General features: G+C 72.4%; 27 protein-coding genes. 13 read left to right on the top strand and 14 right to left on the bottom strand.

Going from position 1 to position 26,608, the window contains the following annotated elements; translation table 11 throughout:
• Nucleotides 1–119 precede the first annotated feature (119 nt).
• From AB0H81_RS03740 to AB0H81_RS03725, 4 genes are all read right to left on the bottom strand, one after another.
• Nucleotides 120–707, bottom strand: a complete 588-nt coding sequence (locus tag AB0H81_RS03740) for a hypothetical protein (protein ID WP_358368739.1) — start codon at nucleotides 705–707, stop codon at nucleotides 120–122.
• Nucleotides 708–1,230: 523 nt separating this feature from the next.
• Nucleotides 1,231–1,470 (bottom strand): hypothetical protein, encoded by a 240-nt coding sequence (locus AB0H81_RS03735; RefSeq protein ID WP_358368737.1) that lies wholly within the window; start codon nucleotides 1,468–1,470, stop codon nucleotides 1,231–1,233.
• A 258-nt stretch (nucleotides 1,471–1,728) separates the two neighbouring features.
• Nucleotides 1,729–2,202, bottom strand: a complete 474-nt coding sequence (locus AB0H81_RS03730) for a MarR family transcriptional regulator (RefSeq protein WP_358368734.1) — start codon at nucleotides 2,200–2,202, stop codon at nucleotides 1,729–1,731.
• Nucleotides 2,199–2,825: a DJ-1/PfpI family protein gene (locus AB0H81_RS03725; protein ID WP_358368732.1), complete on the bottom strand. Its 627-nt coding sequence runs from the start codon at nucleotides 2,823–2,825 to the stop codon at nucleotides 2,199–2,201. The genes AB0H81_RS03730 and AB0H81_RS03725 overlap by 4 nt, the downstream gene beginning before the upstream one ends.
• Nucleotides 2,826–2,885: 60 nt before the next feature.
• Here AB0H81_RS03725 and AB0H81_RS03720 point away from each other — a divergent pair, with 60 nt between their 5' ends.
• Nucleotides 2,886–4,232 carry an NERD domain-containing protein gene (locus AB0H81_RS03720; RefSeq protein WP_358368729.1) on the top strand — a complete coding sequence of 449 codons (1,347 nt, stop codon included), beginning with the start codon at nucleotides 2,886–2,888 and terminating at the stop codon, nucleotides 4,230–4,232.
• A gap of 21 nt (nucleotides 4,233–4,253) precedes the next feature.
• Complete coding sequence (locus AB0H81_RS03715; protein ID WP_358368834.1) at nucleotides 4,254–4,556, top strand: ATP-binding protein; 303 nt, start codon at nucleotides 4,254–4,256, stop codon at nucleotides 4,554–4,556.
• On the opposite strand, the gene AB0H81_RS03710 is transcribed toward AB0H81_RS03715, so the two are convergent.
• On the bottom strand, nucleotides 4,516–7,191 hold the full coding sequence (locus tag AB0H81_RS03710; protein ID WP_358368727.1) for a BTAD domain-containing putative transcriptional regulator: 2,676 nt from the start codon (nucleotides 7,189–7,191) through the stop codon (nucleotides 4,516–4,518). The two genes, AB0H81_RS03715 and AB0H81_RS03710, sit on opposite strands and share 41 nt — an antisense overlap.
• A 113-nt stretch (nucleotides 7,192–7,304) precedes the next feature.
• Here AB0H81_RS03710 and AB0H81_RS03705 point away from each other — a divergent pair, with 113 nt between their 5' ends.
• Both AB0H81_RS03705 and AB0H81_RS03700 read left to right on the top strand, forming a co-directional pair.
• On the top strand, nucleotides 7,305–8,261 hold the full coding sequence (locus tag AB0H81_RS03705) for a M23 family metallopeptidase (protein ID WP_358368725.1): 957 nt from the start codon (nucleotides 7,305–7,307) through the stop codon (nucleotides 8,259–8,261).
• Nucleotides 8,258–9,691: an N-acetylmuramoyl-L-alanine amidase gene (locus AB0H81_RS03700; protein WP_358368722.1), complete on the top strand. Its 1,434-nt coding sequence runs from the start codon at nucleotides 8,258–8,260 to the stop codon at nucleotides 9,689–9,691. Before AB0H81_RS03705 ends, AB0H81_RS03700 begins: the two co-directional genes overlap by 4 nt.
• 169 nt (nucleotides 9,692–9,860) lie before the next feature.
• Here AB0H81_RS03700 and AB0H81_RS03695 read toward each other — a convergent pair whose 3' ends face one another.
• Nucleotides 9,861–10,667, bottom strand: a complete 807-nt coding sequence (locus AB0H81_RS03695; RefSeq protein WP_358368719.1) for a hypothetical protein — start codon at nucleotides 10,665–10,667, stop codon at nucleotides 9,861–9,863.
• A 147-nt stretch (nucleotides 10,668–10,814) separates the two neighbouring features.
• Here AB0H81_RS03695 and AB0H81_RS03690 point away from each other — a divergent pair, with 147 nt between their 5' ends.
• Both AB0H81_RS03690 and AB0H81_RS03685 read left to right on the top strand, forming a co-directional pair.
• On the top strand, nucleotides 10,815–11,861 hold the full coding sequence (locus tag AB0H81_RS03690) for a DUF2293 domain-containing protein (RefSeq protein ID WP_358368717.1): 1,047 nt from the start codon (nucleotides 10,815–10,817) through the stop codon (nucleotides 11,859–11,861).
• A complete protein-coding gene (locus AB0H81_RS03685; protein WP_358368715.1) occupies nucleotides 11,858–12,232 on the top strand; it encodes an MmcQ/YjbR family DNA-binding protein in 375 nt (124 codons plus the stop codon). The genes AB0H81_RS03690 and AB0H81_RS03685 overlap by 4 nt, the downstream gene beginning before the upstream one ends.
• A 1-nt stretch (nucleotide 12,233) precedes the next feature.
• On the opposite strand, the gene AB0H81_RS03680 is transcribed toward AB0H81_RS03685, so the two are convergent.
• From AB0H81_RS03680 to AB0H81_RS03670, 3 genes are all read right to left on the bottom strand, one after another.
• Nucleotides 12,234–13,439 carry a serine hydrolase domain-containing protein gene (locus AB0H81_RS03680; RefSeq protein WP_358368713.1) on the bottom strand — a complete coding sequence of 402 codons (1,206 nt, stop codon included), beginning with the start codon at nucleotides 13,437–13,439 and terminating at the stop codon, nucleotides 12,234–12,236.
• A gap of 160 nt (nucleotides 13,440–13,599) precedes the next feature.
• Nucleotides 13,600–14,781, bottom strand: a complete 1,182-nt coding sequence (locus AB0H81_RS03675) for an ABC transporter substrate-binding protein (RefSeq protein ID WP_358368710.1) — start codon at nucleotides 14,779–14,781, stop codon at nucleotides 13,600–13,602.
• Nucleotides 14,778–15,575: a fumarylacetoacetate hydrolase family protein gene (locus tag AB0H81_RS03670; RefSeq protein ID WP_358368707.1), complete on the bottom strand. Its 798-nt coding sequence runs from the start codon at nucleotides 15,573–15,575 to the stop codon at nucleotides 14,778–14,780. The genes AB0H81_RS03675 and AB0H81_RS03670 overlap by 4 nt, the downstream gene beginning before the upstream one ends.
• 109 nt (nucleotides 15,576–15,684) lie before the next feature.
• Here AB0H81_RS03670 and AB0H81_RS03665 point away from each other — a divergent pair, with 109 nt between their 5' ends.
• The 4 genes from AB0H81_RS03665 (at nucleotide 15,685) to AB0H81_RS03650 (ending at nucleotide 18,484) form a co-directional block, all read left to right on the top strand.
• Nucleotides 15,685–16,389, top strand: coding sequence for a dienelactone hydrolase family protein (locus tag AB0H81_RS03665; RefSeq protein WP_358368704.1), 705 nt, complete (start codon nucleotides 15,685–15,687; stop codon nucleotides 16,387–16,389).
• 312 nt (nucleotides 16,390–16,701) lie between these two features.
• Nucleotides 16,702–17,196 (top strand): VanZ family protein, encoded by a 495-nt coding sequence (locus AB0H81_RS03660; protein ID WP_358368701.1) that lies wholly within the window; start codon nucleotides 16,702–16,704, stop codon nucleotides 17,194–17,196.
• A gap of 151 nt (nucleotides 17,197–17,347) precedes the next feature.
• Nucleotides 17,348–18,100, top strand: coding sequence for a GntR family transcriptional regulator (locus tag AB0H81_RS03655; protein WP_358368698.1), 753 nt, complete (start codon nucleotides 17,348–17,350; stop codon nucleotides 18,098–18,100).
• Between the two features lie 123 nt (nucleotides 18,101–18,223).
• Nucleotides 18,224–18,484 carry a hypothetical protein gene (locus AB0H81_RS03650; protein WP_358368695.1) on the top strand — a complete coding sequence of 87 codons (261 nt, stop codon included), beginning with the start codon at nucleotides 18,224–18,226 and terminating at the stop codon, nucleotides 18,482–18,484.
• Nucleotides 18,485–18,682: 198 nt separating this feature from the next.
• On the opposite strand, the gene AB0H81_RS03645 is transcribed toward AB0H81_RS03650, so the two are convergent.
• Nucleotides 18,683–19,972, bottom strand: coding sequence for a hypothetical protein (locus AB0H81_RS03645; protein ID WP_358368692.1), 1,290 nt, complete (start codon nucleotides 19,970–19,972; stop codon nucleotides 18,683–18,685).
• 147 nt (nucleotides 19,973–20,119) lie between these two features.
• Here AB0H81_RS03645 and AB0H81_RS03640 point away from each other — a divergent pair, with 147 nt between their 5' ends.
• Complete coding sequence (locus tag AB0H81_RS03640; RefSeq protein WP_358368689.1) at nucleotides 20,120–20,641, top strand: gamma carbonic anhydrase family protein; 522 nt, start codon at nucleotides 20,120–20,122, stop codon at nucleotides 20,639–20,641.
• Here the strand turns inward: AB0H81_RS03640 and AB0H81_RS03635 are convergent.
• A complete protein-coding gene (locus tag AB0H81_RS03635) occupies nucleotides 20,613–21,503 on the bottom strand; it encodes a hypothetical protein (RefSeq protein WP_358368686.1) in 891 nt (296 codons plus the stop codon). The genes AB0H81_RS03640 and AB0H81_RS03635 overlap by 29 nt on opposite strands.
• A gap of 75 nt (nucleotides 21,504–21,578) precedes the next feature.
• Between AB0H81_RS03635 and AB0H81_RS03630 the strand changes: the two genes are divergently transcribed.
• Both AB0H81_RS03630 and AB0H81_RS03625 read left to right on the top strand, forming a co-directional pair.
• Nucleotides 21,579–23,861, top strand: coding sequence for a hypothetical protein (locus tag AB0H81_RS03630; protein ID WP_358368684.1), 2,283 nt, complete (start codon nucleotides 21,579–21,581; stop codon nucleotides 23,859–23,861).
• Nucleotides 23,862–24,074: 213 nt separating this feature from the next.
• Nucleotides 24,075–24,236 (top strand): hypothetical protein, encoded by a 162-nt coding sequence (locus tag AB0H81_RS03625; RefSeq protein ID WP_175589978.1) that lies wholly within the window; start codon nucleotides 24,075–24,077, stop codon nucleotides 24,234–24,236.
• 121 nt (nucleotides 24,237–24,357) lie between these two features.
• On the opposite strand, the gene AB0H81_RS03620 is transcribed toward AB0H81_RS03625, so the two are convergent.
• Genes AB0H81_RS03620 through AB0H81_RS03610 form a run of 3 tightly spaced genes read right to left on the bottom strand, consistent with a single transcriptional unit; the run spans nucleotide 24,358 to nucleotide 26,537 of the window.
• The gene (locus tag AB0H81_RS03620; protein WP_358368681.1) at nucleotides 24,358–24,639 is read right to left on the bottom strand and encodes a metal-sensitive transcriptional regulator; all 282 of its coding nucleotides are present in this window, start codon (nucleotides 24,637–24,639) and stop codon (nucleotides 24,358–24,360) included.
• Nucleotides 24,640–24,669: 30 nt separating this feature from the next.
• Nucleotides 24,670–25,743: a glycosyltransferase gene (locus AB0H81_RS03615; RefSeq protein WP_358368679.1), complete on the bottom strand. Its 1,074-nt coding sequence runs from the start codon at nucleotides 25,741–25,743 to the stop codon at nucleotides 24,670–24,672.
• Entirely contained in the window at nucleotides 25,740–26,537 is a 798-nt protein-coding gene (locus AB0H81_RS03610; protein WP_358368677.1) for a hypothetical protein, read from the bottom strand. Before AB0H81_RS03610 ends, AB0H81_RS03615 begins: the two co-directional genes overlap by 4 nt.
• Nucleotides 26,538–26,608: the final 71 nt, after the last annotated feature.

The following is a 26,608-nucleotide window of genomic DNA, read 5'->3' as shown; positions in this document are numbered from 1 at the left end:
GAACACGGGTGCCGGCCGGACCCAGGCCGTCTGAGAACGCGGGCCCCCGTTCAGACGAGCACGGCGTGCGCGCGTGCTTCCGGAACAGGCGAGGAGGCCGGTCCGTGTCTACCCGTGGTTCAGCAGGGGGCGAGCACGGAGGTGGCCGCCGCCTGGTGGTTGTTCAGCACGCCCACGTTGACCCTGTCGAGCTTGCCGACGTTGAGGACGTCGATGTGCTTGACGGAGTTGTTGGCCACGTCGTTCAGCAGAACGAGGTCGTTGGCCGCGGACCACTGGCTGCCGATCTGGTTGCCGGTGTTGACCGCGCCCTCCAGCGGCTGGTAGCTCATCGAGCTCGTGGCGGTGGAGCTGGTGGCCGTGGAGTGCGTGGACGAGGAGTGCGACGACTGCGACGACTGCGTGGACTGGCTGGACTGCGTGGACTGCGTCGCCCCGGAGTTCGTCGCGCACTGGGTCGTGCAGGTGGTGGTGCACTGCGTGGCGGTCGTCACGACCTTGGTGGCGCAGGGAACCGCGATGACCGGCTTGGGAGCGAGGACGACCGGCTTGGGGGTGAGGATGACGGGCTTGGGGGCGCAGTCGGTCGCCACGACCGGCTTGGGGGTGCAGAGCGCGCTGGTGCCGCTGTCCGCGTGGGCGCTCACGGTAGAGAGGCCGAAGACGGCACCGGCGAGGGCTGCACCGACGAGAATGCGACGCATCATTTTGATTTCTCCTTCGTGGGAATCAGCGCGGAAGGGGAGGCGCTTCTTCTTACATCGCTCTCTCACGGGACCGCGAGAGGCCGAATAACGATCCCGCGCGACACCGGCCCACCGCAACTCGAATTCGCTAAGCCCAAGTCAAATGCGCCCCTCAATTACTTGGCGCTTGATTATGCGTCGCCCGGATATGTCCCGATACTCCGAGTTTGGCGGATCACTCTTGGGGTGACGGCGAAACCTGGGGACGCGGCGGCCGGAGGGCGGAGGGCGGAGAGGACACCCGGGGTGACCCGGGCCGGAAACGACGACGGCGGCCCGGGACGTCTCGCTCTGGAGCGGAACGTCCCGGGCCGCCGTCACGTCGGGCTCGGCGAGCCGGACGGAGCGCGCTCCCGCGTGGGGAGTCGCGGCCGTTCTGAGGTCGATGAGGCGCTGGATCGCACGGGGATGGCGGCCGCCGGCCGACCGGCGGGGAGCCGGAGAGCCGGCGAGGCACCGCGCGCCCGCGCCCCGCGACGATGGGTCAGCCGTTGTTGAGGACCATGACGTTGGCCTCTTCGAGCTTGCCGACGTTGAGGACGTCGATGTCCTTGACCGAGTCGTTGAGCACACCGTTCAGCACGGTGGCGTTGTCGAGCGCGCTGAACTGGCTCAGCACGCTGTTGCCGCTGTTGTACGGGTTGGGGTCGGCCGAGGCAGCGGTGGCGGAGAAACCGAGCGCGATGCCCGCGATGGCAGCACCGGCGAGAATACGACGGATCATGTTTGTTTCCTCCATTGATCGGCGCGGAAATCACCGGCGCCATAGTCGTTTGTACGGGGCGGTGAGGTGCCGTCAATAACGATCCCGGCACCGGGCGGGCGTCGCAACCCAAGAAAGCCTCCTGGCGGTCAAGGAGCCACCTCGTTTTCTTGGCACACACGCTTTCCGCGGCACGTACGAATCACCGGCATATACAGAATGGCGCGACCCGCGGACGTTTTTAAGCACGATCATCCAAATCTTGAGCGCGCCATTCGGTCAGGAGGAGAGTTCGTCGAGAGTCGCCGAGAGGCGGCGCAGGGCGCGCAGGCACTCGCGCGCCTCCGCCTCGCCGAGCCGGGAGACCAGGCGCTCGGCGAAGCGCCGGTGCCCGGGGTCGATCAGAGCGATCGCGTCGCGGCCGGCCTGGGTCGGCTGGAGCAGCTTGGCGCGGCGGTGGGCCGGGTTGGGTCGGTACTCGGCCAGCCCCCGCTCCACCAGCAGGTCGGCGATCCGCTGCACCCCCTGGCGGGTCATGCCCATGACGCGGGCGATGCCGGCCACGGGCAGCGGCTCGGGCAGGACGGCGCCGAGCACCTGCCACCACGCCGCCGTCAGCCCGGCGGGCCGGGCCAGTTCCTCGGCGACCTCCAGGAACTGGCCGTTGAGCCGGAAGGCGGTCAACGCGGCGGCCGACAGGAAGGCCGCCGCATCGCCCGCCTCCGGCCCAGAGGCATCGGAGGACCCGGTCATGCCGACATCAGGACGTCGAACGCCGACGGGTCGCTCTTGGCGAACAGCCGGTACCACGCGTCCAGCACCTCGGGCCGGTACGTGTCGAGGCGGCCGAGGATCTCGCGGGCGAAGGCCACGGGCTCCGTGGGCCCGGCGGTGATGAGGTCGCCGTCCGTCACCGCGTCGCGGTCGAGGTAGCGCTTGGCGCCCCCGTAGCCGGGCTGGGCCTCCAGGTAGGGCAGCGCGGCGCTGGTGTGGTCGCGCTCGTCGAACAGCCCCTCGCGGGCCAGCCCCGCCGTGGCCCCGCAGATGGCGGCCACCGGCACGCCCGCGTCGAGGAACGCGCGGGCCGCCCGGGCGAAGGGCGCGAGCGTGTCGCCCGCGTCCCACAGGTCGGCGCCCGGGAGGATCAGCATGGCGCTGCTGTCGGGCGAGAGCCGCTCCAGAGCGATGTCGGGGACGACGCGCAGGCCGCCCATGGTGGTGATCGGCTCGGCGGACAGGCCGACGGTGACGATCTCGTAGCCGCCGGGCTCGCGGTGGAACCGCTCGGCCCGGAGGTGGGCGATCGCGTGCCCGACCTCCCAGTCGGCCCACGTGTCGTAAATCCCTACATGTACCGGCTTCTTCGTCTTAATCATGACAACATACTGTCATAACGACAACATGCTGTCAATGCATCCACGTGCGAGGATATGCCCATGGCACAGATCGTCGGCGGGGGACGTCCGGTCAACGACGCCGAACGGCGCGTGATCGCCTACCTGCGCGACCACGCCCCGGCCGAGTGGTTGCTGCTGCACAACGTCGAGGTGCCCCGCGGCGAGGACGTGTTCGAGGTGGACCTGCTGGTCCTGACCGGCCACTCCCTGGTGGTGGTCGACGTCAAGGGCACGCGTGGCCGCATCCAGGTGTCCGGGTCGCGCTGGTTCCCGCCGCGCCGGGAGGCGTTCGGGTCGCCGGTGACGAAGCTGCGGGGCACCGCCCGGGCGCTCAAGGGCCTGCTGGTGTCCCGGGCCACCCAGCTCGAACGCGTCTACGTCGACAGCCTCGTCGTGCTCACCTCGCCCGACGCCGAGCTGGTCGATCCCACCGGGCGCGACGCGGCGCACGTCACCGACCTGGCCGGCCTGGTGCCGATGCTGGCCGACGCGTCGCGGGTCAAGCGCGGGTGCAGCCCCGACGCCCGGCCGTACCTGACGGCGATCCTCGACGCGCTGAACCAGACCGTACGGCGCAGCACCGCGCCCCCCAGGTACGGCAACTGGGAGGTCGAGGAGCAGCTCGGCGGCGACACCAGGGTCACCGAGTACCGCGCGTTCAATGCGACGCTGCCGGGCAGCGAGACCGTGCTGCTGCGCGTCTACCAGGCCGACCCGCTCGCCGACGAGGCCGCCCGGGCCGCCGAGCGGCAGCGCATCGCCAACGCCTACCAGTCGCTGGCCCGCATCCCGCCCCATCCCTGCGTGGTGCGGTCGCGCGACTTCTTCGCCATCGACGACGAGAGCCGGTTCGTGCTGGTGCTCGACGACGTCCACGGCGAGGCGCTGCATCTGAGCCCCGGCCGAGGCGCCGGGTCGCCGTTCGTGATCCCCGACCTGCTGAGCGGTCTGGCGCACGCGCACGCCCACGGCGTCATCCACCGCGCGCTCACACCCGCCTGCGTGCTCGTCACCGACGACGGCCACGCCGTGCTGACCGGCTTCGACTACTCCAAGCCCGGCCCGCGCAACTTCACGGTGGCCCACGAGCTGAGCAATGTCCTCGACGGTCACTACGTGGCGCCCGAGTGCCAGGACCGGCCCGACCGCATGACGGCCGCCTCCGACGTCTACGCCGCCGGAGTGATCGCCTACCAGCTCCTCGCCGGGGAGCTGCCGGCCGGGCCGGACGCGCTCGGCCCCGAGGTGCCCGACGTGGTGCGGCGGATGCTCGACCACTCGCCGGCCAAGCGGCCCTCGGCGGCCGAGGCGCTCGACGCCCTGCGCGGGATCCCGCAGCGGTCCCGCCTCAGGCGGCTTGTCCGCCGCATCGTCTCCGGTTCCTGACGACGGCATCCCGACGACGGCATCCTGACGACATCCCGTCCGCACGTGTTCGGCCGGTTCGCGCGCGGGGACGGCTCACGCTCGCGGCGGGCCGGGAGCACGGAGCTCGGCCTCGCCATCGTCGCCGCCGTCGCGGACGCGCACGGAGGGCGGGTGGAGGTGGAGGAGCCGCCGGCCGGCCAGGAGCCCCTGCCCGCCGCCACGTCGGGACGACCGGAACGATCCGGCACGTCCCGACGAAGCGGCCCGTCCAGCCGAGCGGGGACGCCCAGACGGGCGGGGTCTAGACGGGCAGGCGGCGGCGCAGGTCGCTCGCCTGCTTGAGGTAGTCGAGCGCCAGCCCCGTACGGCCCGCGGTGCGGTACAGCTCGCCGAGGAGCTGCGTGGTCGACGCCTCGCCGCTGCGGTCCCCCAGCTCCTGGAAGACCTCGAGCGAGCGTTCGAGCCCGGCCGAGGCGGGGGCCAGCTCGCCGCGGCGCACCTGGAGCCGGGCCAGGCTCTGCAGGGCGTACGCGCCGCAGTGCCGGTCGCCGAGCGACTCGAAGATGTCCAGCGCGTGGTGGTGGAAGGACATCGCCTCGTGCAGCTGCCCCATCTGGAGGCAGACGCAGCCCTCGCGGTGGGAGTCGCCGAGCTCCTGGGCCAGCCGCATGGCCTGGCCCAGCGACTCGGACGCCTGGGTCAGGTCGCCGGACTTGAGGCAGACCCTGCCGATGGCCTGCCGGGCCAGCGCCTCGCCCTGGGGGTCGTCGGCGGCCAGGAACATGGCCAGGGCCCGCTTGAAGTGGCCGAGCGACTGCGCCGGCCGGCCGCGGAACTGGCTGACCGCGCCGAGCCCGCAGATCGTGGTGGCCTCGGCCCGTACGTCGCCCAGCTCATGGAAGAGCTGGCGGGAACGCACGAACCCGTCGACCGCCTCCTCGTAGCGGTCCTGGTAGAGGGCGACCTGGGCGAGCCCGCGCAGCATGGCGGCCTCGCCGTACGTGTCGCCGTTGGCGCGGGCGGCCCCCAGGGCGACGCTGTGGGTGCGCTGCCAGGTGTCGAGCCGGCAGTGCAGGTCCAGGTACGGGACCATGGCGGCGGCCAGGCCCCAGGCCGACTCGGCGAGCCCGGCCTCGGCGGCCACGCCGACGGCGGCCACGAGCGAGTCGTGCTCGGCCTCGAACCAGCCGAGCGGGTTGGACGTGAGCCGCTCCAGCGTCTGCTCGGGCAGGCGCCAGCGCGGGGTGCGGGGCGCGATGAGGCTGAAGACGGTGGTGGGCAGCCGCGCCATGGCGTGCTCGGTGGTCGCGGTCCAGGCGGCCAGCACGCGGCCCAGGGCGTCGCGGTCGGGCGAGCGTTCGAGGGCGTGGCGGCGGATCAGGTCGGGCACGCGGTAGCGCGGCTGGCCGACGGGGTCGGTGCCGACGAGCTCCAGCAGGTTCACGTCGACCAGGAGATCGGTCACATCGTCAGCGCGATGCCGGTCGAGCGCCGCGTCGACCACCCAGCCGGGCTGCGCGAGGGTGCCGAGCCGGCCGAACGTGCCCAGCATGCGGGCGGCCTCGTCGGGCAGGTCCCGGTAGCTGCGGTCGAGGCTGACGCGCACCTCCTGCAGCTCGCTGAGCCGATCGTCCTCCAGCCGTTGCCGCAGCACGGCGAGCGACCAGCCGGGCCGGCCGGCGAGCCGCGCCCCGGCGCTGCGCACGGCCAGCGGCAGCCGGCCGCACGCCTCCACGATGGCACGGGCGTCCTCCTGCTCGCGGGCCACCCTGTCGGGGCCGACGATCCGGCCGAGGAACTGCAGGGCCTCGTCGGCCGGCAGCTCGCCGAGGTCGACGTGGCGGGAGCCGGGCAGCTCGGTGATGCGCCGCCGACTGGTGATGATGACCACGGAGTCGTTGCCCGGCAGCAGCGGCCGTACCTGGGAGGCGTCGAGCGCGTCGTCCAGCAGGACGAGCATGGGGCGCTCGGCGAGCAGCGAACGGAAGAGCGCGGAGCGCTCGTGCAGCGTGGGTGGGGGCGGGTCGATGCCGAGCGCCCGCAGCGCCTCGGCGAGGAGGTCGGTCGGCTCCCTGCCGTCGAGGTCGAGGTAGAGCTGACCGGAGGGGAACCTCTCGCGCAGCGCGTGCGCGGCGTGCACGGCCAGCGCTGTCTTGCCCACTCCGGGCCGCCCGGAGACGACGGCGACCTGGAACGGCTCGTTCAGCGCGGCGAGGGCGTCGGCCCGGCCGGTGAAGTCGGGAAGGTCGGGCGGGAGCTGGCGGGGGGCGGCGGGCGGCGCCTCGTCGGCGAGGATCGACTCGTACGCGGCGCGCAGTCCGGCGCCCGGCTCGACGCCGAGCTCGTCCACGAGGAGCTGCCGGACCGTCGCGTAGGCGCGCAGCGCCTCGGCCTTCCTGCCGCCCCGGTGCAGGGCCAGGAGTAATCGTCCCCACAGGTCCTCGCGATAGGGGTGTTCGGCGAGCAGGCCGCGCAGCTCGCTGACCGCGCCGGCGTGGTCGCCCCGGTCCATCCTCCGGCTGATCAGTTCCTCGGCCGCGCGCAGCCGCACCTCGTGGAGGGGATCGATGCGGCGGTCCCAGAGCGGGCTGCCCGGCAGGTCGGCGAGGGGGGCGCCGCGCCACAGGGACAGCGCCTCCTCGTAGCGGGCCTGGCCCACCAGATTCTCGAAGACCAAGAGGTCGAGCGCGCCCTCCGGCACGTCGATGGCGTAACCCGAGCCGTTGCCGCGCAGGCATCGGCCCTCCTCGCCCAGGTCTGTCCGGAGCGAGCTCACATAGGTGCGCAGGTTCGCCTGCGCGGATCGGGGCGGGCGCTCGGGCCAGAGCACCTCGACCAACTGGTCGGCACCGACGACCCCGCCCGCTTCCAGCAACAACGTGGCCAGCAGCAGGCGTGGCTTCTTGCCGGAGATCCGGACGGGTTGACCCGATGTCCGGACCTCCAGCGGCCCAAGCACGTGAAAAGTGACCGTCATGACCGCATCTGCTCCTTATGGAGGCGTGACAGCTCTTTGTACCGGGTCTGGACGTTTCTTGTGCGCCATATGCAGACCCTTGTCTCAGAGATCCCACTAGAAAGGATCACCCGATGAAGCTCAACGGAGCGCTGATCACGGGTTTCGCGCTCTTAGTCACCCTGGGGACGGGCACGGCCGCTTTCGCGGACCCCGCGCCGTCTCCCACGGCTTCGCCGGTGCCGGCGCCGACCTCCACCGCCACGGCGGAGACGGCCACGACCTTCGCGGCACCGAATTTCCAGCTGCCGTTCCCGTGCGGCCAGAGCTGGACGGGCAACTCCAGCGGAAGCAGCGCCCACCAGTCGTACGAGATCGACTTCAACCGGGGGAGCACCGCGGACGCGGACCTCGGCGACACCGTCGTCGCCGCGGCCTCCGGCACGGTCGCGATCTCCGCGCACCAGGGCTCGACCAACGGCTTCGGCAATCTGGTGAAGATCGACCACGGTGACGGCTACGCCACTTACTACGCCCACCTGAACAGCCGCGCGGTCAGCGCCGGCCAGACCGTGTCGCAGGGTCAGACGATCGGCACGGTGGGCAACACCAGCAAGCCGGGCAACAACATCACCCCGCACCTGCACTTCGAGGTCCGCAAGGGGAGCAGCTACCCGGCGAACATCCAGAAGGCCGTCTTCGACGGCGTGACCTTCGGCTACCCGGTGCAGACCGTCACCTCCAGGAACACCTGCGGCGGCGGCACCAACCCCCACACCGCGGAGTCCGTCTGCGGCTCCGGCTACAAGGTGATCGACTCCCAGGCGCTCGGCGCCGACGGCACGGTCTACCTGCTCTACAACAGCTCCACCGGCAAGAACTGCGTAGCCACGATCAAGCTGAGGTCGATCGGCACGGCCAGCGCGGTCTCCGCCTACCTGGAGGTCGCGGGCGCCGCCCGCCAGACCGACTCCGGCAACTTCGCGTACTACGCGGGCCCCGTGACCGCCTCTGCCGCCGGCAAGTGCGTCAAGTGGGGCGGCTCGGCCGGTTCCACCACCTACAACAGTCCCTCTGAGCATTGCGGATGATGAAGACTACAACTCTTGTGATCGCCGGACTCATCGCACTGTCCGGCCAGCAGGTGGCCCAGGCCGCCACCGCGACCCCCGCCGCCACCACCGCGGCCAACCCCCTCGCTGACGCCTTCACCCAGGCCGCGACCAAGTACGAGGTGCCCCGCGACCTGCTGGTCGCCCTCGGCTACGCCGAGACCCACCTCGACAACCACGAGGGCGAGCCCAGCGCCAGCGGCGGCTACGGCGTGATGCACCTGGTCAGCAACCCCGAGACCAAGTCCCTGGAGGAGGCGGCCAAGCTCACCTCCCTCACCGTCGCCAAGCTGAAGACCGACGACGCGGCCAACATCCTGGGCGGCGCCGCCGTGCTGCGCGCCAAGGCCGACGCGCTCGAACTGGACGCCACCGCCCGCAAGAACGCCGGCAAGTGGTACGGCGCGGTGGCCGCGTACGGCAACGTGGCCGACGACGCCACGGCGCGCATCTACGCCGACGCCGTCTACGAGGCCCTCGCCTCCGGCGTCGACGCGGAGGGCGTGCAGACCCAGCCCGCGCAGGTGACGCCGGAGCGCGGCAAGTACGCCGACGACGCGCCGCGCGCCCTCGCCGCGGCCGTCGACTACCCGGGCGCTCTCTGGAAGGCGGCGCACAGCAGCAACTACGCCGTCTCCAACCGGCCGACCAGCGACAAGATCGATCGCATCGTCATCCACGTGACGCAGGGCTCGTACGCGGGCTCGATCTCCTGGTTCCAGACCGGTCCCCGCCCGAACCCCAGCTCCGCCCACTACGTGATCCGCTCCTCCGACGGTCAGATCACCCAGATGGTGCGCGAGAAGAACCGGGCCTTCCACGCCGGCAACTACAACCGGCGCTCGGTCGGCATCGAGCACGAGGGCTACGTCAACAACGCGTCCTGGTTCACCGACCAGATGTACCGCTCCTCCGCCGCGCTGACCCGCAGCATCGCCGACCGCTACGGCATCCCGAAGGACCGCAGCCACATCGTCGGCCACAACCAGGTTCCCGGCGCCGACCACACCGACCCAGGCTCGAACTGGAACTGGACGAAGTACATGAGCTACGTGACCGGCGGCACGGGCGGCGGCGGCGCCACCAACCCGCACACCGCCGAGGAGGTCTGCGGCACCGGCTACAAGACCATCGACTCACAGGCCCTCGGCACCAGCGGCACGGTCTACCTGATGTACAGCAGCGCGTCCGGCAAGAACTGCGTCGCCACGATCAAGAAGACCTCGCTCGGCAAGGCCAGCGCGACCAGCGCCTTCCTGGAGGTCAAGGGCGCCACGCGCAAGACCGACTCGGGCAACTTCACGTACTACGCGGGCCCCGTCCAGGCCGCGGCCGCGGACAAGTGCGTCAAGTGGGGCGGCTCGGTCGGCACGGCCACCTACACGAGCGAGTTCGAGCACTGCAGCTGATCTGAAGCCATCTCCTTCCCTCCTCCCGGTGGCCCGGCGTCTCCTCCTGACGCCGGGCCACCGCCCTTTTCCCACCGCCCCACGTCTCGCCGCCCTCTGCACTCACCGGGCCTCTTCCCCGTCTCGCACGAGTGGGGTGAAGGTCTGAAGGGTGGGCGGGTACGGACGTTCAGGCGGGCTGCAGGGCGTCGAGGATGTCGATGACGTACACCGTCCGCTCCCCCTCGGCCCGGCCGGGCTCGGGCAGGGCCAGGCGGGCGCCCACGTGCCCGCCCACGAGCCCCGACACCCAGGACGCGGGCGCCGCTCCCGGCGCGAGCGTCACGGCGCTCGGCCCGCCGTGCCGGTAGGACGAGTCCACGATCCGGCGCCCGGGCAGCCGCATCGCCAGGTACTGCACCACCACCCTCGCCCCCGCCCGAACCTCCGGGCCGGAGCCGTCGATGAGCGTGCTCGGCCCGTCGAGCGGCAGGCCGTCGGGCACGGTCGGCAGCGGCTTGCCCACCCGGCGCGCGTCCGGCGGGTAGCCGCCGAGGACGTCGAAGACCACGACCACGACCGCCTCGGGGTCGACCCCGTCCAGCGGGACACCGGGCCCGGCCGCCTGCGCCGCCTCGGCGACCAGCACGACGCGGCTGCCGGCCGGCCGGTCCAGGAGCGCCTCGTGCCAGGTCGCGGGCACCTCGCGGCCGTCGAAGACCGCCGCGACGGGCTGCCGGTCGTCGTACGTGCCGGCCTGCCTGCTGCCGTCCGACCACAGGCGTACGGACACGTCCGCGAGCACCACGTCGCCGGTGGCGGTCCGGCGGCCCTGGCCGGCGGAGAGCACGGCCACGCGCGGGATGCGCCCCGGCTCGCCTGCGGGGATCGCGACGGCCGGCTCCGTCCCGAACGCGCCGGTCACCAGCGGCAGCCCGCTGTCGCCGACTCCGCAGGACGTGGCGAGCACGAGTACGGCGGGCCAGAACAGGCGCACGATCCCCTCCGGAGGTGCCGGACATCTCCGGAGGGGCGAGATCCCTCCGGAACTGCCTGACCCGGCACGCCGGATCCGCTGGCATCCTTGCCGGGATCGGCCCAAGCGAAGCCGATCGAAGGTCAAAGAGGCGGCACACTGGGGTGCGTGAGCAAGCCCAACCTGTCCCGCCGGGTGGCCGAGGCCGCCGGGATCGCCCTGGCCAACCGGAAGTACGTGACGTTCGTGGACGTGGTCACCGGACTGCGCTGGCTGCACTCGCGCCATGTCGACACCTGGCGGCAGGGCAGGGCCGCCACGCTGGCCGAGCTGGCGGCGGTGGACGACGACCGGCTGCTCACCGCGGCGGCGCTGCTGCGCGAGTGGGCCGAGAAGCAGGGCCTGCGGCCGATGGAGGCGTCGTACGTGTCGGGCGGGCGTGACCGGCGCGACCTGCGGTTCACGGCCGGCGACCATCCGCAGGAGGCGTTCCGCGTCCACTGGGTGTCGCCGGAGCTGAGCGAGGCGCGGGTGCGGCGGCTCGCCGAGCGCCAGAGCAAGGCCCCCGACCTGGTGGCCGTCGCCCCGCTGGAGGCGTGGACGTGCGCCTCGTGCGGCGACACCGGCCCGTACCTGATCATGGAGGACGACCGGCCGCACTGCCTGACGTGCGCGGACATGGACCATCTGGTGTTCCTGCCGTCGGGTGACGCGGCGCTCAGCCGCCGGGCCAAGCAGGAGAGCGGCCTCGCGGCCGTGGTCGTCCAGTACAACCGCCGGCGCAAGGTCTACCAGCGCAAGGGCCTGCTGGTGGAGGAGCGGGCGCTCACCCTGGCCGAGGAGCGCTGCCTGGCCGACGGGGAGGCCCGGCTGCGCCGCCGCGACCGCGACCGGGAGCGCCGGGCCGAGCAGGACGTCGAGTACCGTACGCGGATGGCGGCCGAGATCCGGGTCCTGTTCCCCGGCTGCCCGGCCGAGCGGGCCGAGGAGATCGCCGCGCACGCCGCCCTGCGCGGCAGCGGCCGGGTCGGCCGCACGGCGGCGGCCAGGGCGCTCGACGCGAACGCGATCACCCTCGCCGTGGTGGCGTCGATCCGTCACCTCGACACCGACTACGACCGGCTGCTGATGGCGGGCGTTCCCCGGGCCGAGGCCCGGGACCGGATCCGCGACGCCATCGAGGCCAAGCTGGCGGACTTCAGGAGGACGACATGACCGAGTGGGCACGAGTACGCGACGAGCTGCGGGACTTCGCGCTCGGCCTGCCCGAGACCCGCGAGGACCACCCGTGGGGCGAGAGCGTCGTCAAGGTCGGCAAGAAGGTCTTCCTCTTCCTCGGCATGGACGAGCCGAGCGAGAAGTGGGCGCCGAGCTTCACCGTGAAGCTCCTTTCGGAGGCGAACGGCCACGCGCTGACCGTCGAGGGCGCGGCGCCCACCGGTTACGGGCTGGGCAAGGCCGGCTGGGTGACGGTGCCGTTCCTCGCCGAGCTGCCCGAGACGGAGATCCTGCTCGACTGGGTCGAGGAGAGCTACCGGGCCATCGCGCCGAAGCGAGCGGTCAAGGCGCTGGACGAGCGTCCCTGACCTACTTGGCGAAGGCGGCCAGCGCGATGGCGAGGGCCCGCTGGTTCTGGCCCTGGGCCTTGGCGTCGGTGGAGTTGACCGAGTAGGCCAGGGTGCGGCTCAGGTCGCGGGTGGCGCCCAGGCCGGACGCGGAGCCGTACCGCGCCCCCGTCTTGCCGTAGGCGACGATGCCGCCGGGCAGCTCCATCCGCGACAGGCCCGAGGTGTAGACGGCGGGCTTGTCCGTGCCGTACGTCTTGACGTCCGGGACCGTGAACATCGGCTCCAGCTGCGCCGCGGGCACGACCTTGCCGGAGAACAGCGCCTTGACGAACCTCTCAAGGTCGGGGGTCGTCGAGATGAGGTCGCCCGAGGCCCACGTCGAGGTGACGCTCATCTCGGTCATGTCGACGAGGTACGCGTCACCGTGCGCGAACGAGCCGGGGAAGCCCTTGGGCACCACCTGGTAGCCGCGGTTGTGCCGGCCCTTGATCCGGACCGAGTCGCCGGGCAGGTAGCTGTCGCGCATGCCGACCGGCCGCAGGATCCGCGTGGTGATCTCGTGCTCGTACGAGCGGCCCGTGACCTTCTCGATGAGCATGCCGGCGACGAACGTGTTGGTGTTGAGGTAGTGCTGCCGCGTGCCGGGGGTGAACTCGATCGGGTTCTCCACGGCCTTGGCGACGTACTGGTCGGGGGTCCACTTCTGGAAGCGGGTCTTGTAGACCCACTCGATGCCGCCGGGGACCTTCGGCGACGGCAGGCCGCTGGTGTGGTTGAGCAACTGGCCGACGGTGACGGCCGGGTAGTCCTCGGGGAGCAGGCCGGGCAGGTACTCCTGCACGGTGCCGTCGAGCGAGATCCGGCCCTCGGCGACGAGCTGGAGCACGACCGCGGTGGTGAAGATCTTCGTGACGCTCCCGGCGCGGAACCGGGCGCCCTCGCGGGCGGGCCGCTTGGCGCGCAGGTCGGTCACGCCGGTGACGCCGCGCCAGGAGCCCTTGGAGCCGCCGATCCGGACCTCGGCGGCCGTGGCGTCGGCGCCGGGCAGGCCGGCGATGGCGGCCTTGAGCGCCGCCTCGTTGATCGGCGGGATCTCCGCGGCCGTCCCCTGCGTGGCGGTGAGGGCGGTGGCGGTGGGGGTCGCGGCGAGGGCCGCCGGGCCGGCGGCGACGGTCGTGAGTGCGGCGACGGCCAGCGCGGCGGCGGCGAGGCGGGTGCGGTTCATGGCAGCGTATCTCCAGGTCGGAAGGGGTTTCTGAGCTGCCTCCATCCTGTCGATCACGCCCTGGCACCGGATCGCCGAGACCGGCGATCTTCCGCCTCCCTCTCAGGAGGGAACGCGTCTCGCCCCGCCGGGCGAGCCCTCCGCCGTCAGCCCCTGGGATTCACCTGGGCGGAATGGTGGCGATGACCCGGTTCACCCCGTTCTCGTAGCGGCGGGCGTACCAGTTCTGCACCGGGCTGTGTGTCACCGGGTCCAGCCGGAACGTGCCGCGCGGGCTGTCCACCTCCCGCACCTCGCCGAGCGCCCGCGCCAGGTCGCCCTCCTCGGCCCCGCCCTCGGACACGGCCAGGTCGATCAGCCGCATGGCGTCCCAGCCCTGCACGGCCACCGTGGACGGGTCGCGCCCGGTCGCCGCCCGCCACCTGGCCGTGAACGCGGTGTTGGCCGCGTTGGCCAGCGCCGGCGAGTAGAGGCCCACACTGGTCATCCCCTCGGCGTCGGCGCCGACGGCCGTCGTCACGTCCTCGTCGGTGAGCTGCTGGCAGGCCAGCAGCTCCACCTCCCGGTCGTAGCCGAGCTGCTTGTACGCCCTGGCGAACGAGACCGCCTCCGCCCCCGCGTAGAACGCGTACAGCAGCTCGGCGTCCGCCGGGACGCGGCCCAGGTACGGACCGAGGTCGGTGGCGTCGCCGAACGGCGTGAGCACGCGCTTGATCGGCTCGGCCCCGAAGCCCTCGGCGAACCCGTCGAGCGTCTGGACGCCCGCCGAGTAGTCGGAGGCCATCGCCACGGCCCGCACCCGGCCGCGGACCTGCGCCGCGTACCGGCCGGCGGCTTCGCCCTGCTCCCGGTTGGTGAACGACACCCGGAACACCGCCGGGCCGCCGAGCTCGTCCGCGCCCGCGTTGGCGATCACCACGGGGGTGCCCGCCACCTCCCGCACCACCTCGACGGCCACCGGGGAGGAGACCAGGCCGGTGACCACGCTCACGCCCTCGTCCGACACGAGCCGCCTGGCCTGCTTGCGCCCCTGGTCGGGGCTGCCCGCGTCGTCTGCGACCAGAAGCCGCGCCGGCCTGCCGCCCAGCATGCCGTCGTGGGCCTGCAGGTAGAGGCGCATGGCGGTCTCCATGTCCTCGCCGAGCCTGGCGTACACGCCGGTCCGCGAGACGATCGCGCCCACCTTGACCACGGGGTCGTGCCGCACCTGCATCGCGGGCGAGGCGCCGCACCCGCTCACCAGCAACGCCACGGCCGCCGCGGCGGCCCTCCCGGCCGTGCCGATCACCGGCCGGACCCGGCTCATCGTGTGTGCCCGGCCCGCCACCTTCCTCCGGATCACCGCTCGAACACGGCGCGCACGGACCCGAGTCCCTCGACCCGCGCCTCGAACACGTCACCGGGCTCCACCGGCACCACCGGGCCGAGCGCCCCGGTCAGCACGACGTCGCCCGCGCGCAGCGGCCGGTCGGTGCGGCCCACCACCCCGGCGAGCCAGGTGGCCGCGTTGAGCGGGTGCCCCAGGCAGTCCGCGCCGGATCCGGTGGACACCTCCGTGCCCGCCCGGGTCATCGTCATCGCGGCCGCCCGCAGGTCGAGCCCGGCCAGCGGGACGGGCGTGCCGCCCAGCACGAACGCGCCGCCGGAGGCGTTGTCGGCGACCGTGTCGACCGGCGTGATGTCCCAGCCCGCCACACGCGAGTCGGCGATCTCGATCGCGGGCAGCGCGAAGTCCACCGCCCTGATCACCTCCGCCACCGTGAAGGGCCCGCCCACCAGGTCGCGGCCCAGCACCAGGGCGATCTCCGCCTCCGCCATCGGCTGGAGGAACCGCTCCACCGACAAGGGCACCCCGTCCAGGAACGCCATGTCGGCGAACAGGACGCCGTGGGAGCAGTCGCGGGCGCCGAACCGCTCCCGCACCGCCGCGCTGGTCAGCCCCACCTTCCGACCGACCGGGCGCCGCCCCTCCTCCAGCGCCCGCCGGGTCGCGATCTCCTGCACGGCGTAGGCGTCGCCCAGCGTGCCGATGAGATCCCTGACCGGCGGACACGGCTTGCCCGAGCGTGCCGCCTCGGCCAGCCGCCCGGCCGCCTGTCCCCTGATGTCCACCGCGTCCGACCATTCGTCCTGCATGCCGTACCGTCCTGTCCGCGTCGCCTGACATCAGCTTCGCATCGCGGGACGCCGCGCGGCAGCGGTCATTCCGCTCGGCTCTCGTACGGGATGCGCGATGCTGGACAGCATGGACAAGCGCATCGATCAGGTGACGGCACACGACGGCTCGTTCGACGTCCACCTCTGGCTGCCCGACCGGGGCAGCGGGCCCGGCATCCTGCTGGTCCAGGAGATCTACGGCGTCGGCCCGTACATCACCAAGGTCGCCGAGGAGCTCGCGGCGCGCGGCTACGTGGTGGCGGCGCCCGACCTGTTCTGGCGCCTGCGGCCGGGCTGGATCGGCGAGCACACCCCCGAGGGGACGGCCGCGTCGATCGAGCTGGCCTCCGGGTTCGACCTGCCGCAGGGCGTGGCCGACTGCGCGCTCACGCTCGTCCACCTGCGCGGGCTGCCCGAGGTGACGGGCGGGCTCGGGGCACTCGGGTTCTGCCTGGGCGGCTCGGTGGACTACATGCTCGCCACACAGGCCGAGCTCGACGCCGTCCTGTCCTTCTACGGCTCCGCCGTGCCGGAGGCCACCGGGCTGATGGAGCGGATCACCTCGCCGCTGCTGCTGATCTTCGGCGGGAGCGATCCGTACATCCCCCGGGAGCAGGTGGCCAAGGTCGAGGAGGCGGCGAAGGGACGGCCCGACGTGCGGGTGTACGTGGACGAGGAGGCCGGGCACGCCTTCCACAACAGCGAGTCGCCGACGTTCCACCACCCGGAGGCCGCCCGGCGCGCCTGGAGCATCGCCCTCGACTTCCTCGACACCCACCTCCCCGTCCCCTGACCACCTTCCTTCCTCCTCGCCTACGGGCGCCGCTCAGAGGACACTCCCTTTCGCCGCCCGCACTGGAGGCGCGAGGAGACGAGAGCGGGAGGGATCGGAGGGCTCGGCTCCCTTCCTCCCGCTCTCGACGCCGCCCGGTGGACGCCCCCCAGAAAGCAGGTGGAGGAGTAAAGGGAGCGGGTCAGGGAGGTGTGTGAAGGGCGGGGCGGGGCTGTCCCGGAGGACAGGTTCTCGTACCCCTGATGCGGCCCTCATGATGGTCCGATGGCGCGGACTTGGGAGCTGTGGGGAAATATCATCATCCCTGCGGTTATGGCGCTACCGCTGGCGGCAGCCCTGGCCTACCTCCTCGCCCGCCGCCGCGCCCGCTCGGGCCACCCGGCACCGGCCCGCACGGCGCTGGCCGACGTCGGCATCGTGGCCGGCACACTCCCCTGGCTGTGGATGATCCTCACCCCCGCCACCGGTCAGGAAGGAGTCAGTCTCGTCCCGTTCACCGACCTCGTCACTCTCGCCGGCGCGCCGCCCGGCGCGGTGTTGACGCAGGTCGGAGGCAATCTGCTGGTGTTCGCGGCCCTGGGCGCGCTGCTGCCCGTGCGCAGCTCCCGCTTCGCCTCCGCGGCGCGCGTGGCGGCCGTCGCCGCCGCCGCGTCGCTCACGGTGGAGGTTTTCCAGTACCTCCTGCGGCTCGGCCGCTACTCGTCCGTGGACGACGTGCTCGTCAACACGGCGGGTGCGGTGCTGGCCGCACTGGTTACTCGCCGCTGGTGGGCGGCCCCGATAAAGGCGCGCACGGTTTCCGAATAACGGTCGGTGGAAACCCTTTCCGGTTCGCCACATGGGCACGATTCGCTCAAAAGAAGCACGCGACCAACCTGCGTATCTGTGCGATCGTGGACAAGACGGGGCAAGTTCTCTGGAGACGCCAAACCCGGTTGGTGACAGAGGGTGGTCAAACGTGTTTGAATCCCCGGTACCCCACGATCCCCCCATCTATCGACGCATCGCCGACGGCCTCCGCGCCCGGATCCTGTCCGGCGAACTGCGCGACGGGGACCGGCTACCGGGCGAGAACGCGCTGATGGCCGACTACTCGATCGCCCGCGCCACCGCACGGCAGGCGCTGGCCGTCCTCATCAACGAAGGTCTTGCCGTCCCCAAACGAGGGTCGGGGGTCTACGTGCGCCTGTTCAAACCGATACGCAGGCACGGCTCGCGCCGCCTCGCGCGGGACCAGTGGGGTGAGGGACGCGCCATCTGGGACGCCGACGCGCGCGGCCGGCCGTTCACCGTGGACGAGGTGGAGGTGCTGCGCGAGGAGGTGCCCGAGGACGTGGCCGACATCCTGGACAGCCGCGAGTCGTGGGTCCGGCGGCGGCGCTACTCCGTGGACGGGCGGCCGGTGCAGCTCGCCACCTCGTACTTCCCCGCGCGCGCGGTCGAGGGCAGCGCCATCACGACAGCGGACACCGGGCCGGGCGGCGTCTACGCCAGGCTGCGCGACCTCGGGCTCGCGCCGGCGCACTTCACGGAGGAGATCCGGGCCCGCATGCCCGCGCCCAAGGAGACCGAGCTGCTGGGCCTGCCGGGCGGCACACCGGTGATCGTGATCGCCCGCACCGCGTACACGGCGGGCGGCATGCCCGTCGAGTACAACGAGATGGTGCTGGACTCGGCGGCCTACGTACTCCAGTACGACTTCGACGCGTAGGTCAAGCGAGGTTGTCAAGCGGGTACGTTGACCTGACCTTTGCGATCATAGATTTCTCTAGAGAAGTCGCGCACCCTTCAAGGAGATGGAACCTCGCAGGGGGCCCCGGAAGGATGCACCAGAATGTCCTTTGACCGGCACCTCGCCGACATCGCCCGGGAGTTTCCCCAGTGGACCATCTGGCGAAGCGACGCGGGCCGCTGGTGGGCGACACGTCACCAACCGCTCAGCGACGCGCAGCGCGACGCCGGATGCGCGATGACCATCGACGCGGACGACCCGGACGACCTGCGCGAACGACTCCGGGAGCAGGAGAGCAGGGCCGGCGATCCGGCCGCCGCGACCGGGGACCCGGAGCGGCGCGCCGGGCCCGCGCCGTCCTAGCGCGCGCCACCGGCCGCACCAGGCCGAGGGCGGGCGCACACACGAGCAGCCCGGTGCCGGGTCCAGCGTCTCGGCGGCCCCGGCACCGGGCCACCAACGGGGCCATGTGCGCGGAAGCCTCCGACCCGATCGGGGGCGGAGGCTTCCGCTCTTCATGGCCGCGTCCTCACTTGGCTGAGGACTCGGCCCGCGACGGCGTTACTGGCGCAGGTCCGACAGGCGGCCCAGGTTGACGTCGGTGTCGTCGGACAGCCGGGGTCCGTTCGGCGTTCCCGGTCGCGGCGCGTCGTCCTCGACGATGATGCGGACGTCGTCCTGGTCCGTGGGCTCCTGCGGTGAGCCGGGCAGGGGCGTGGTCGCCTCCTGACCCTCGAAGGCACGCTGGTCGAACGGCCGCTCACCCGGCGCCTGCTCCGGTGCCTGCCCCTGGTCCTGCGCCTGGTCCTGCGGTGAAGCGTCCGGCGAGGCGTGATCGCCCGGGGCAGCGTGGGCGTCGCGCGGGGTGCGGCCGACCGGCGCGGTGTGAGCGTCGTGCGGCGCGTGGTCGCTGGACGCGACGTGGTCGGACGGCGAGGCGTGGTCGGACGGCGAGGCGTGGTCGGACGGCGAGGCGGCGCCCCGGCCCCCCGGGTGGCCCTCACCCGCATGACTCTCACCAGCGTGGCCCTGCTCCAGCACCAGCGGCCCGGCCGCGCTCTCGGTCCGCATGAGGTCGCCCAGCACCGAGCCGATCTCGCTCAGCCGGCGCACGACCTCGGTGTGGGTGTTGGTCAGGTACTCGACGCGGCGGCCCGCGTGCTCGTCCAGCGCGGCCACGCGCCGGTTGGCCTCCTCCAGGGCGGAGTCGGCCTCGTTCCGGGCGGTGGTGAGAGTCCGGTCGGCCTCGGTGCTCGCCGACTCCAGCAGCCGGGCCGCCTCCTGCTCGGCACCGGTGACCAGCCGCTCGGCCTCGGCCCGAGCGGCGCGCAGGGTCTCGTCGGCCTCCGCGCGGGCGGTGGTGAGCTGCTCCTCGGCGTCGGAGCCGGCCTGCGCCAGCATGCCCTCGGCCGCCGCCGTGGCCTCGGCAACCCGGCGCTCGGCCTCGGCCTGCGCCGAGGTCAGGATCTCGTCGGCGGTCGCGCGGGCCGAGGACACGAGCCGCTCGGCCTCCGTCGCGGCGGCCTCGCGCAGCTGGGCGGCCTCGGTCTCGGCGTCGGCCCGCTTGGCCGCCGCCTCCTCCTCGCCGAGCTTGAGGATCTGCGCCAGCCTGGGACTGAGGTCCTCGTAGTTCTGCGGCGCCTCGACCATGCGCCGCCGGGCCTCGGCCAGCTCGACACGGCCCTGCTCGGCCTGCTCGATCGCCCTGGCCAGCCGTTCCTCGAGATCCCGTATCTGGTTGCGGGTCCGCGTCATGTAGTCGTGAACCTGACGGCGGTTGTAACCGCGCATCACGACCTCGAAGGTGTCCTCTTGCATCAGATCGGGAATGCTCTCGTGCTGGTTTGTCATGGGGGTTACCTAAAGGTTTGCGTGAGCCGGGGGATAACTGCGGGTTGTGAGGGTCTGGCAGCGAGACGTCAGGAAACGACTCTCCTGCCATCTGCCCACGTCCGCAAGCGGAACGCCTGACGTGGAGCGGGAATTACGATGGGGCGGGTGTACATCGCAGCGCTGGACGGCGGGGCCGTCCCCGACATTCACCCCGAGGCGTACATAGCGCCCGGCGCGGTCGTGGTCGGCAGGGTGCGCGTGGGACGCGCGTCCAGCATCTGGTACGGCTCGGTCCTCCGCGGCGACGACGAGCGGATCGAGATCGGCGAGGAGTGCAACGTCCAGGACCTGTGCTGCCTGCACGCCGACGCGGGCGAGCCGGCGATCCTGGAGCCGCGGGTGAGCCTGGGCCACAAGGCCATGGTGCACGGCGCGTACGTGGAGCGCGGCGCGCTGATCGGCATAGGCGCGATCGTGCTCGGCGGCGCCCGCGTCGGCGCCGGCAGCCTCATCGCGGCGGGCGCCGTCATCGGGCCCGGCAAGCGCATCCCGGCCGGCGTGCTCGTCGCGGGCGTGCCGGGCCGCGTCGTCCGCGAGCTCACCGACGACGACCGCGCCTCCTTCGCCCGCACGCCCGACAACTACATGGCCAAGGCGGTCAGGCACCGGCAGGCGTCAACGTCTTGATCAGCGCCGCGTCCGACACCGAGGCGGTGTTGAGCGGGTCGGCGTACTCCGGGAGCTCCGGGCGCAGGAAGTGGACGAAGTCGACGGTCATCTTGAGGTCGGGCAGGCCCTTGACCTGCTTGGCGTTGCCCTTCGCTGCGTCCTTCTTCAGCGTCGCGTAGCTGTCCCAGTCGGTGTACGCCGTGAGGCCCCACTGGAGCACCTCGGGCAGTTGCGCCGGCCAGCGCTGGGCGACCTTCCAGGCGCCGCCCTGCTCCCGGTACAACGCCGCCACGAGCCGCCCGGCCCTGGCCAGCACGAGATCGACCGAACCCGCCTTGACCGCGGTCTCCAGCGGCTTGGAGCTGCCGTTCAAGGTGTACTTCGCCTCGACCTGGCCGCTCTTCTCGGCGGTGCCCGTGGTCACGGACACCCAGTTCGGATTGGCGTACGAGGCGGGGACGCGGGCCATCAGCCCGCCGAGCGAGAACTTCCGCTTCGGCTTGGCGCCCTTCTTGCCCTCGACCTTCACCCGGGCGTACATCACGATGTCGCCGGCCAGTTCCTGGTACACGAACGGACCCCGGAAGCCGTCGAACCACGTCGACGTCTTGGGCTCCAGGTATAACGAGCCCTTCGCCGTGGTGTTCACGTCGAGCTTGGCGATGCGGTCGACGTCCTTCTCGGTGGCGCTCAACTTGGTCCACGCGGCCAGGTCGGTGGCCGCCGCGAACTCGGTGGACGCCCCGCCCACCTCGCCGCCGGGGGTGGGCGGCGAGGCCTTGGCCACGTCCAGCACGCCGGGAGCGGTCGGTGAGGGCTGCGCCGCGGTGATCGACCCGCACCCGGCGAGCCCGATCGCCACCACGAACATCCCTGCCATTTTCGCCCTCATACTCGGACATTCTGCCGTGTAAAGGCGGTTGTTGATCCCCAAGCGGCAAGTACGATGGCCGCCGTGCGCCCCTGGGATGCGTTCGCCGCCACCGAAGCGGACGTCCGCGCGATGGTCGCGGACCCGCGCTGGCAGGACCTTCCCGTACCCGTACGCGCCCAGGCGATCGCGTCGCGGACGCTGGTGACGCCCGACGGCGACCGGTGGCTCTTCGGGGCGCACGCGCGCTGGCACCTGCACGATCCGGCCGACGGCCGCTGGCATCCGGCCCCGCCGCCGCGAGGAGCGCGGGTGCGGCCCGCCGAGCACGCCGCCGCGGTGCTGCCCGCCCGGGTGATCCCCCGGGGGCCGGACTTCGCCGCCGAGCCGGGCTCGACGCAGGCGTTCGTCGGTCCGGACGTGCCCGACCACCTGACGGAGCAGGTCCGGGTGCTCGTACGGGCCGCGGGGCGCCGCTCGGAGCTCGACTTCCCGCTGACGGCGTTCGGCGAGATCTTCGCCGCTGACGTGCCGAGCACGGTCGCGGCCGTCTGGGGGGTCGTGATGTGGTGCGCGTACGCGCCGGCCTTCGACGGCAACGAGCGGCTGCTGACCATCTTCGGCGAGTACCTCCGCCGGCCTCTGCCGGGTGACGAGTGGGTGCGCTGGCTGCCCGCGCCGCCGCTGCTGGACCTCGTCCGGCTCGTCGCCGAGCGGCAACGGGCGGGCCGCTCCCGCGAGGCGCTCCGACTGACGGCGATCATGGCCGACACGGCGCACATCCTGCTGTCCGACACGCGCTTCCGGCCGCGCGCGCTGGCGCTGCTCACGATGGTCGAGCCGGCGCTGTCGCGGCCCGGGCTCGACGAGCGGGCCACGCGGCGCGACGACGAGTCCGTACGGCAGGCGTGGCTCGAACGCTGCCCCGCCCGGCTGGCGCGGGCCCTCCTGCCCGAGACCGACCCGGAGACGCACTTCGCGCACACGGTGTACGACCTGGTGGAGGCTCTGTCCTTCACCAGCGACCCGGCGCGGGCCGCCGCCACGCTGCTGGCCGACCTGTCCGACACGCGCGGGCTGCTGCCGGGGCGGCTGGACCACCGGCTGCGGCACGCGTACGCGGAGCTGGCCGGTGCGGGCCTGACGGGCACGTCGGCGGCTGAGACGACGAATCCTGACGGCTTCGAGGTCCTGGGGCCGTCCCAGCCCCTTCCGGGCCCTCCGGGGCGCCTGGGCGCGCCCACAGGCGCCTGGGCCCCGCCGCGCCCACCGAACGCCACCGGCGCGTGGTCCCCGGACGGCCCCACCGGCTCGTGGTCCCCGGCCGACGCCACAGGCGCCTGGACACCGGCGGACGACGCCGACAGCACCGGCGCGTGGGCCCCTGGCGGCCCCGCGGCGGCTCCCGGTCTTCCCGGCGTGCGCGCCGAGGAACGCCACACGGGCGGCTCTGTGCACCACATGGGCTCGCCTGGGCCTCACACGGGCTCCCCCGAACGACACGCAGGCTTCCCCGGGCCTCACCCGGGTGCGCCGGGGCACGCAGGCTCGCCCGGAAACGACGCGGGCTCCTCCAGGCCTCACACGGGCGCGCCGGATCGCGTGGGCGAGCTCGGGCGTAAAGGGCCGGGCGCCTTCGACCGGTCGGGCCGGCCGGACCGCCCCGGCGCGGACGATCGCGACGCCTGGCGGACCGGTGAGCGCGGCGGGTCCGGCCTCTTCCGCCGCTCCGGCGAGCGCGGGCGCTCCGACGCTCCCCAGACAGGAAGCACCGGCCGGACAGGAAACACCACCCAAGGCGGAAACACCGGCCCGAGCGAAAACATCGGCCCGGGCGAAGACATCGGTGCGCCGGACACCGGTGCGCGGGACACCGGCCCAGGAGGAAGCCCCGGTGCCGGGGACACCGGCCGGGGAGAGAACACCGGTGCCGGGAACACCGATGCACGGGACGCCAATGCGCGGGACACCGGCAAGAGCGACACCGATCTCCGGAACGCCGGGCCGGGCGGGGCCGGCCGAGGGTGGAGCGTGAGTGGGCGGCTCCCTCAGATCGTGGGCGGCCGGAGCGTGCCCGACGCCACCGGCGGCGAAGGGACCCGGTCAGGACGTCTGAAGGCGGCGGTGGCGAGGCGGATGCTGTCGCGGATGCCGCGTGGTGCCGGTCCGCGCCGGCAGCGCGTCACGTCCGGCTTCGAGATCGAGCCGCCCGACCGGGCCACCGCGGCGGCCGTGCTGGGCGCCGCGTACGCCGCCGGGCTGGCGTGGCAGGCCGTGTCGGGGGCGAGGGTGCCGGGACGGGGGTTCGCGGGGCAGGCCGCGCTGGTGCGCAGGATCGTCCACGAGCGAGACGATCTTCCCTCCTAACCCACTAATACCGTTATTTCACTCTCGCCTCCCCTATAACGTTCCAAGACCCCAAGTGCCGCTATTTAGCTGAATTGTGATCTCTGTTTGGGGAAATGACCCCCGTGGGGCCCCGGCGGCGCGCAAAGGAATGACTCCGATGGGCCATGTCGCCCGAAGGGCCCCAGCCGTAACCTCGTAGAGGGTGTGGGCTGCGGAAGGAAGGACGACGCGGTGGGGCACGACGACCTGGACTCTCGGGTCCACGACCGTGTCGCGTTGGACGAGATTGCGCTCTACGCCGAGGTACTTACCGCTGTTGCCATCAGCGAGCGGCGGCTGACCTTGGACGAGCTCGACGACGCGCTCGGATTGCGGACTTCAGCGAGTCGCTGAAGAACGATCACCATGACCTGGTCCCGGACTCCTGAGGGGTCCGGGACGGTGGTGTGGAGGGTGGCTCACCTCCCACGACATGACTAGTCAGTTCGCCGGCCACCCTCCTACGAACGGACGACTACGAACGGACGAGGCGCGCGATCGCCGCCGACGCCTCCTTGACCTTCGCCTCGGCCTCCGGACCGCCGCTGTTGATGGCCTCGGCCACGCAGTGCGCGAGGTGGTCCTCAAGAAGGCCCAGCGCGACCGCCTGCAGCGCGCGCGTCGCCGCCGAGACCTGGGTGAGCACGTCGATGCAGTACGCGTCGTCGTCCACCATCCGCTGCAGGCCCCTGATCTGCCCCTCGATGCGCCGGAGCCGCGTCAGATAGGCCTGCTTGTCACCGGTGTAGCCGTGCATGGTCACCACGATATCCGCATCCGGGATGTGTCATCTGAGGTCCGCGATCAGCTTGTCCCACTGCATGCCGACCTCGGCGGCCGAGTGGCGCAGCGCGGTGTCGAGCGCCCCGGCGGCCAGCGACCGCCGTCTTCGCTCGTCGTCGATGAGCGCGAGCAGCGCCGTCGCGAACATCTCCAGCTCGACGTCGCCGTCGCCCTCCGGCACCAGCACCCCGTTGTAGCCCGTGGCCACGAACTCCGTGGGCCCCCGCGAGCCCTCGAAGGCCACCACGGGAACCCCGCACCCCATGGCCTCCAGCACGGTCATGCCGAGGTCGCCGTTGCGCGAGGTGTTGACCACGATCGACGCCTTGGCGAACTCCCCCGCCAGGTCGGGGGTCATGCCCATGAAGTAGACGTGGTTGTGCAGGTCGAGGTCGCGCACCAGCGCGCGCAGCCGCCGCTCCTCGGAGCCGCCGCCGTACAGCCGCAGCCGCCAGTCGGGCCGCTTGTCGGCCACGGTGGCGAACGCCCTGATCAGCCGGTCGTACCCCTTGACCGGGATCCACCGCCCGCCGGCGGCGACGATGCGGTTGTCCATCCGCGAGCGCGGCCACAGACCGGCCGGCAACGCGTCGGGCACCGTGTGGATGGCCGGCGACTCGTCGAGGAGCCTGGTCCACTCCTCGGCGGCCGCGTCGGTGGCGGTGGCGACCGCCTGCAGCCGGGGGTAGAAGCGCTTGACCGGCGCGGGCACCGCCGGGCGCCCCCACTCGCGGGCGATCTTGAGCAGGTCGCGCGGGGCGTGCCGGGCGGCCTGGACGCCCAGCGCCGGTCTGGTGGTGATGAGCACGTCGGACTTGAGGTTGCGCAGCAGCCGCCACAGGGCGACCTCCGCGCGCACCTGGCCGCGCGGCAGCAGGCGCCGGCTCCCGGGCCTCGCGTCGATGATCGAGCGCATGGTCACGTCCGGCCCGACGGGGAAGAACGGCCGGTCCTTGTGCCGCCTGACGCTGATCACCTCGACGTCGTGCCGCTCGGACAGCGCGGTGGCGAGGTTGAGTGTGGAGCGCACGTCGCCGCGCATGCCGTACGCGGAGGAGAGCAGCAGGGTGATCTTCACCCGCCCACCTCGATCCGCAGCTCGTCGTCGGCCGTGTAGCAGGGCCGGATGGGCACCCCGTCGATCCGGGCCGACGGGTAGTGCAGGCGGCGGCGCTTGCCGTCGACGTCGTCGAGCCGCGAGCCGAGCTTCAGCGGCGTGGCCACGCCCTCGACCTCCAGCGCCGCCTCCCAGGTGCCGGCCTGGTCGGGGTCGGCCGCGAGCACGTCCACCAGGGAGAACGCGGCGTGGAAGCGCACGCCCTGCACGGTCGCCCAGGTGCGCCGCATGAGGTCGCCGGACTTCCTGCGGTGCAGGGCGAGCCTGGCCTCGTGGCGGGCGTCGTCGTCCTCGAGGCCGGTGAAGGCCAGCAGGCCCATCACCTCCATGCGGCCCTCCCTGAACCAGATCGAGCGCACCTCCGCGACCGGCTCGGCGTCAGCGATCTTCAGCGCGAGGTAGCCGTTGCGGGTGCGGTAGGAGCGGTAGGCGAGGGTGCGCTTGCACAGCGCGTACGCGTCGAGGTGGTCGAGGGAGAAGCCCGGATCGACGCTGCGCAGCCGCACGCGCTTGCCGTCGCGCCGCAGGTAGGCGTCCCAGCGCCCGGCCGTCAGCATGAGCGGAGCCAGCGAGACGGCCAGCGTGGCCTCGCCCGCTCGGGCCCCCGGGGTGCCGAGCAGCACGTCGCGTTCGACCCCCGTCGCCCGGTGCCTGAGCACGAGCTCCGTGCCGTCACTCAGGGGCTCCTCCATGGCCAGCCGGAGGGAGAGCACATCGGCGAGCGTGACTTCCGCGTCTGTGACCACGACGCGCATCGCGAGCCCCCTCCCCGTCGAATGAAGCCATGCGACGTTGAGGTTACCGTGATTTTCCCGTTATGTGGATG

Origin of the sequence: Nonomuraea sp. NPDC050691, assembly GCF_040654455.1 — a bacterium.
Lineage (GTDB): Bacteria > Actinomycetota > Actinomycetes > Streptosporangiales > Streptosporangiaceae > Nonomuraea.
The sequence above is the reverse complement of the archived record's forward strand: the minus strand, read 5'-3'. Positions and strand labels throughout refer to the sequence as shown.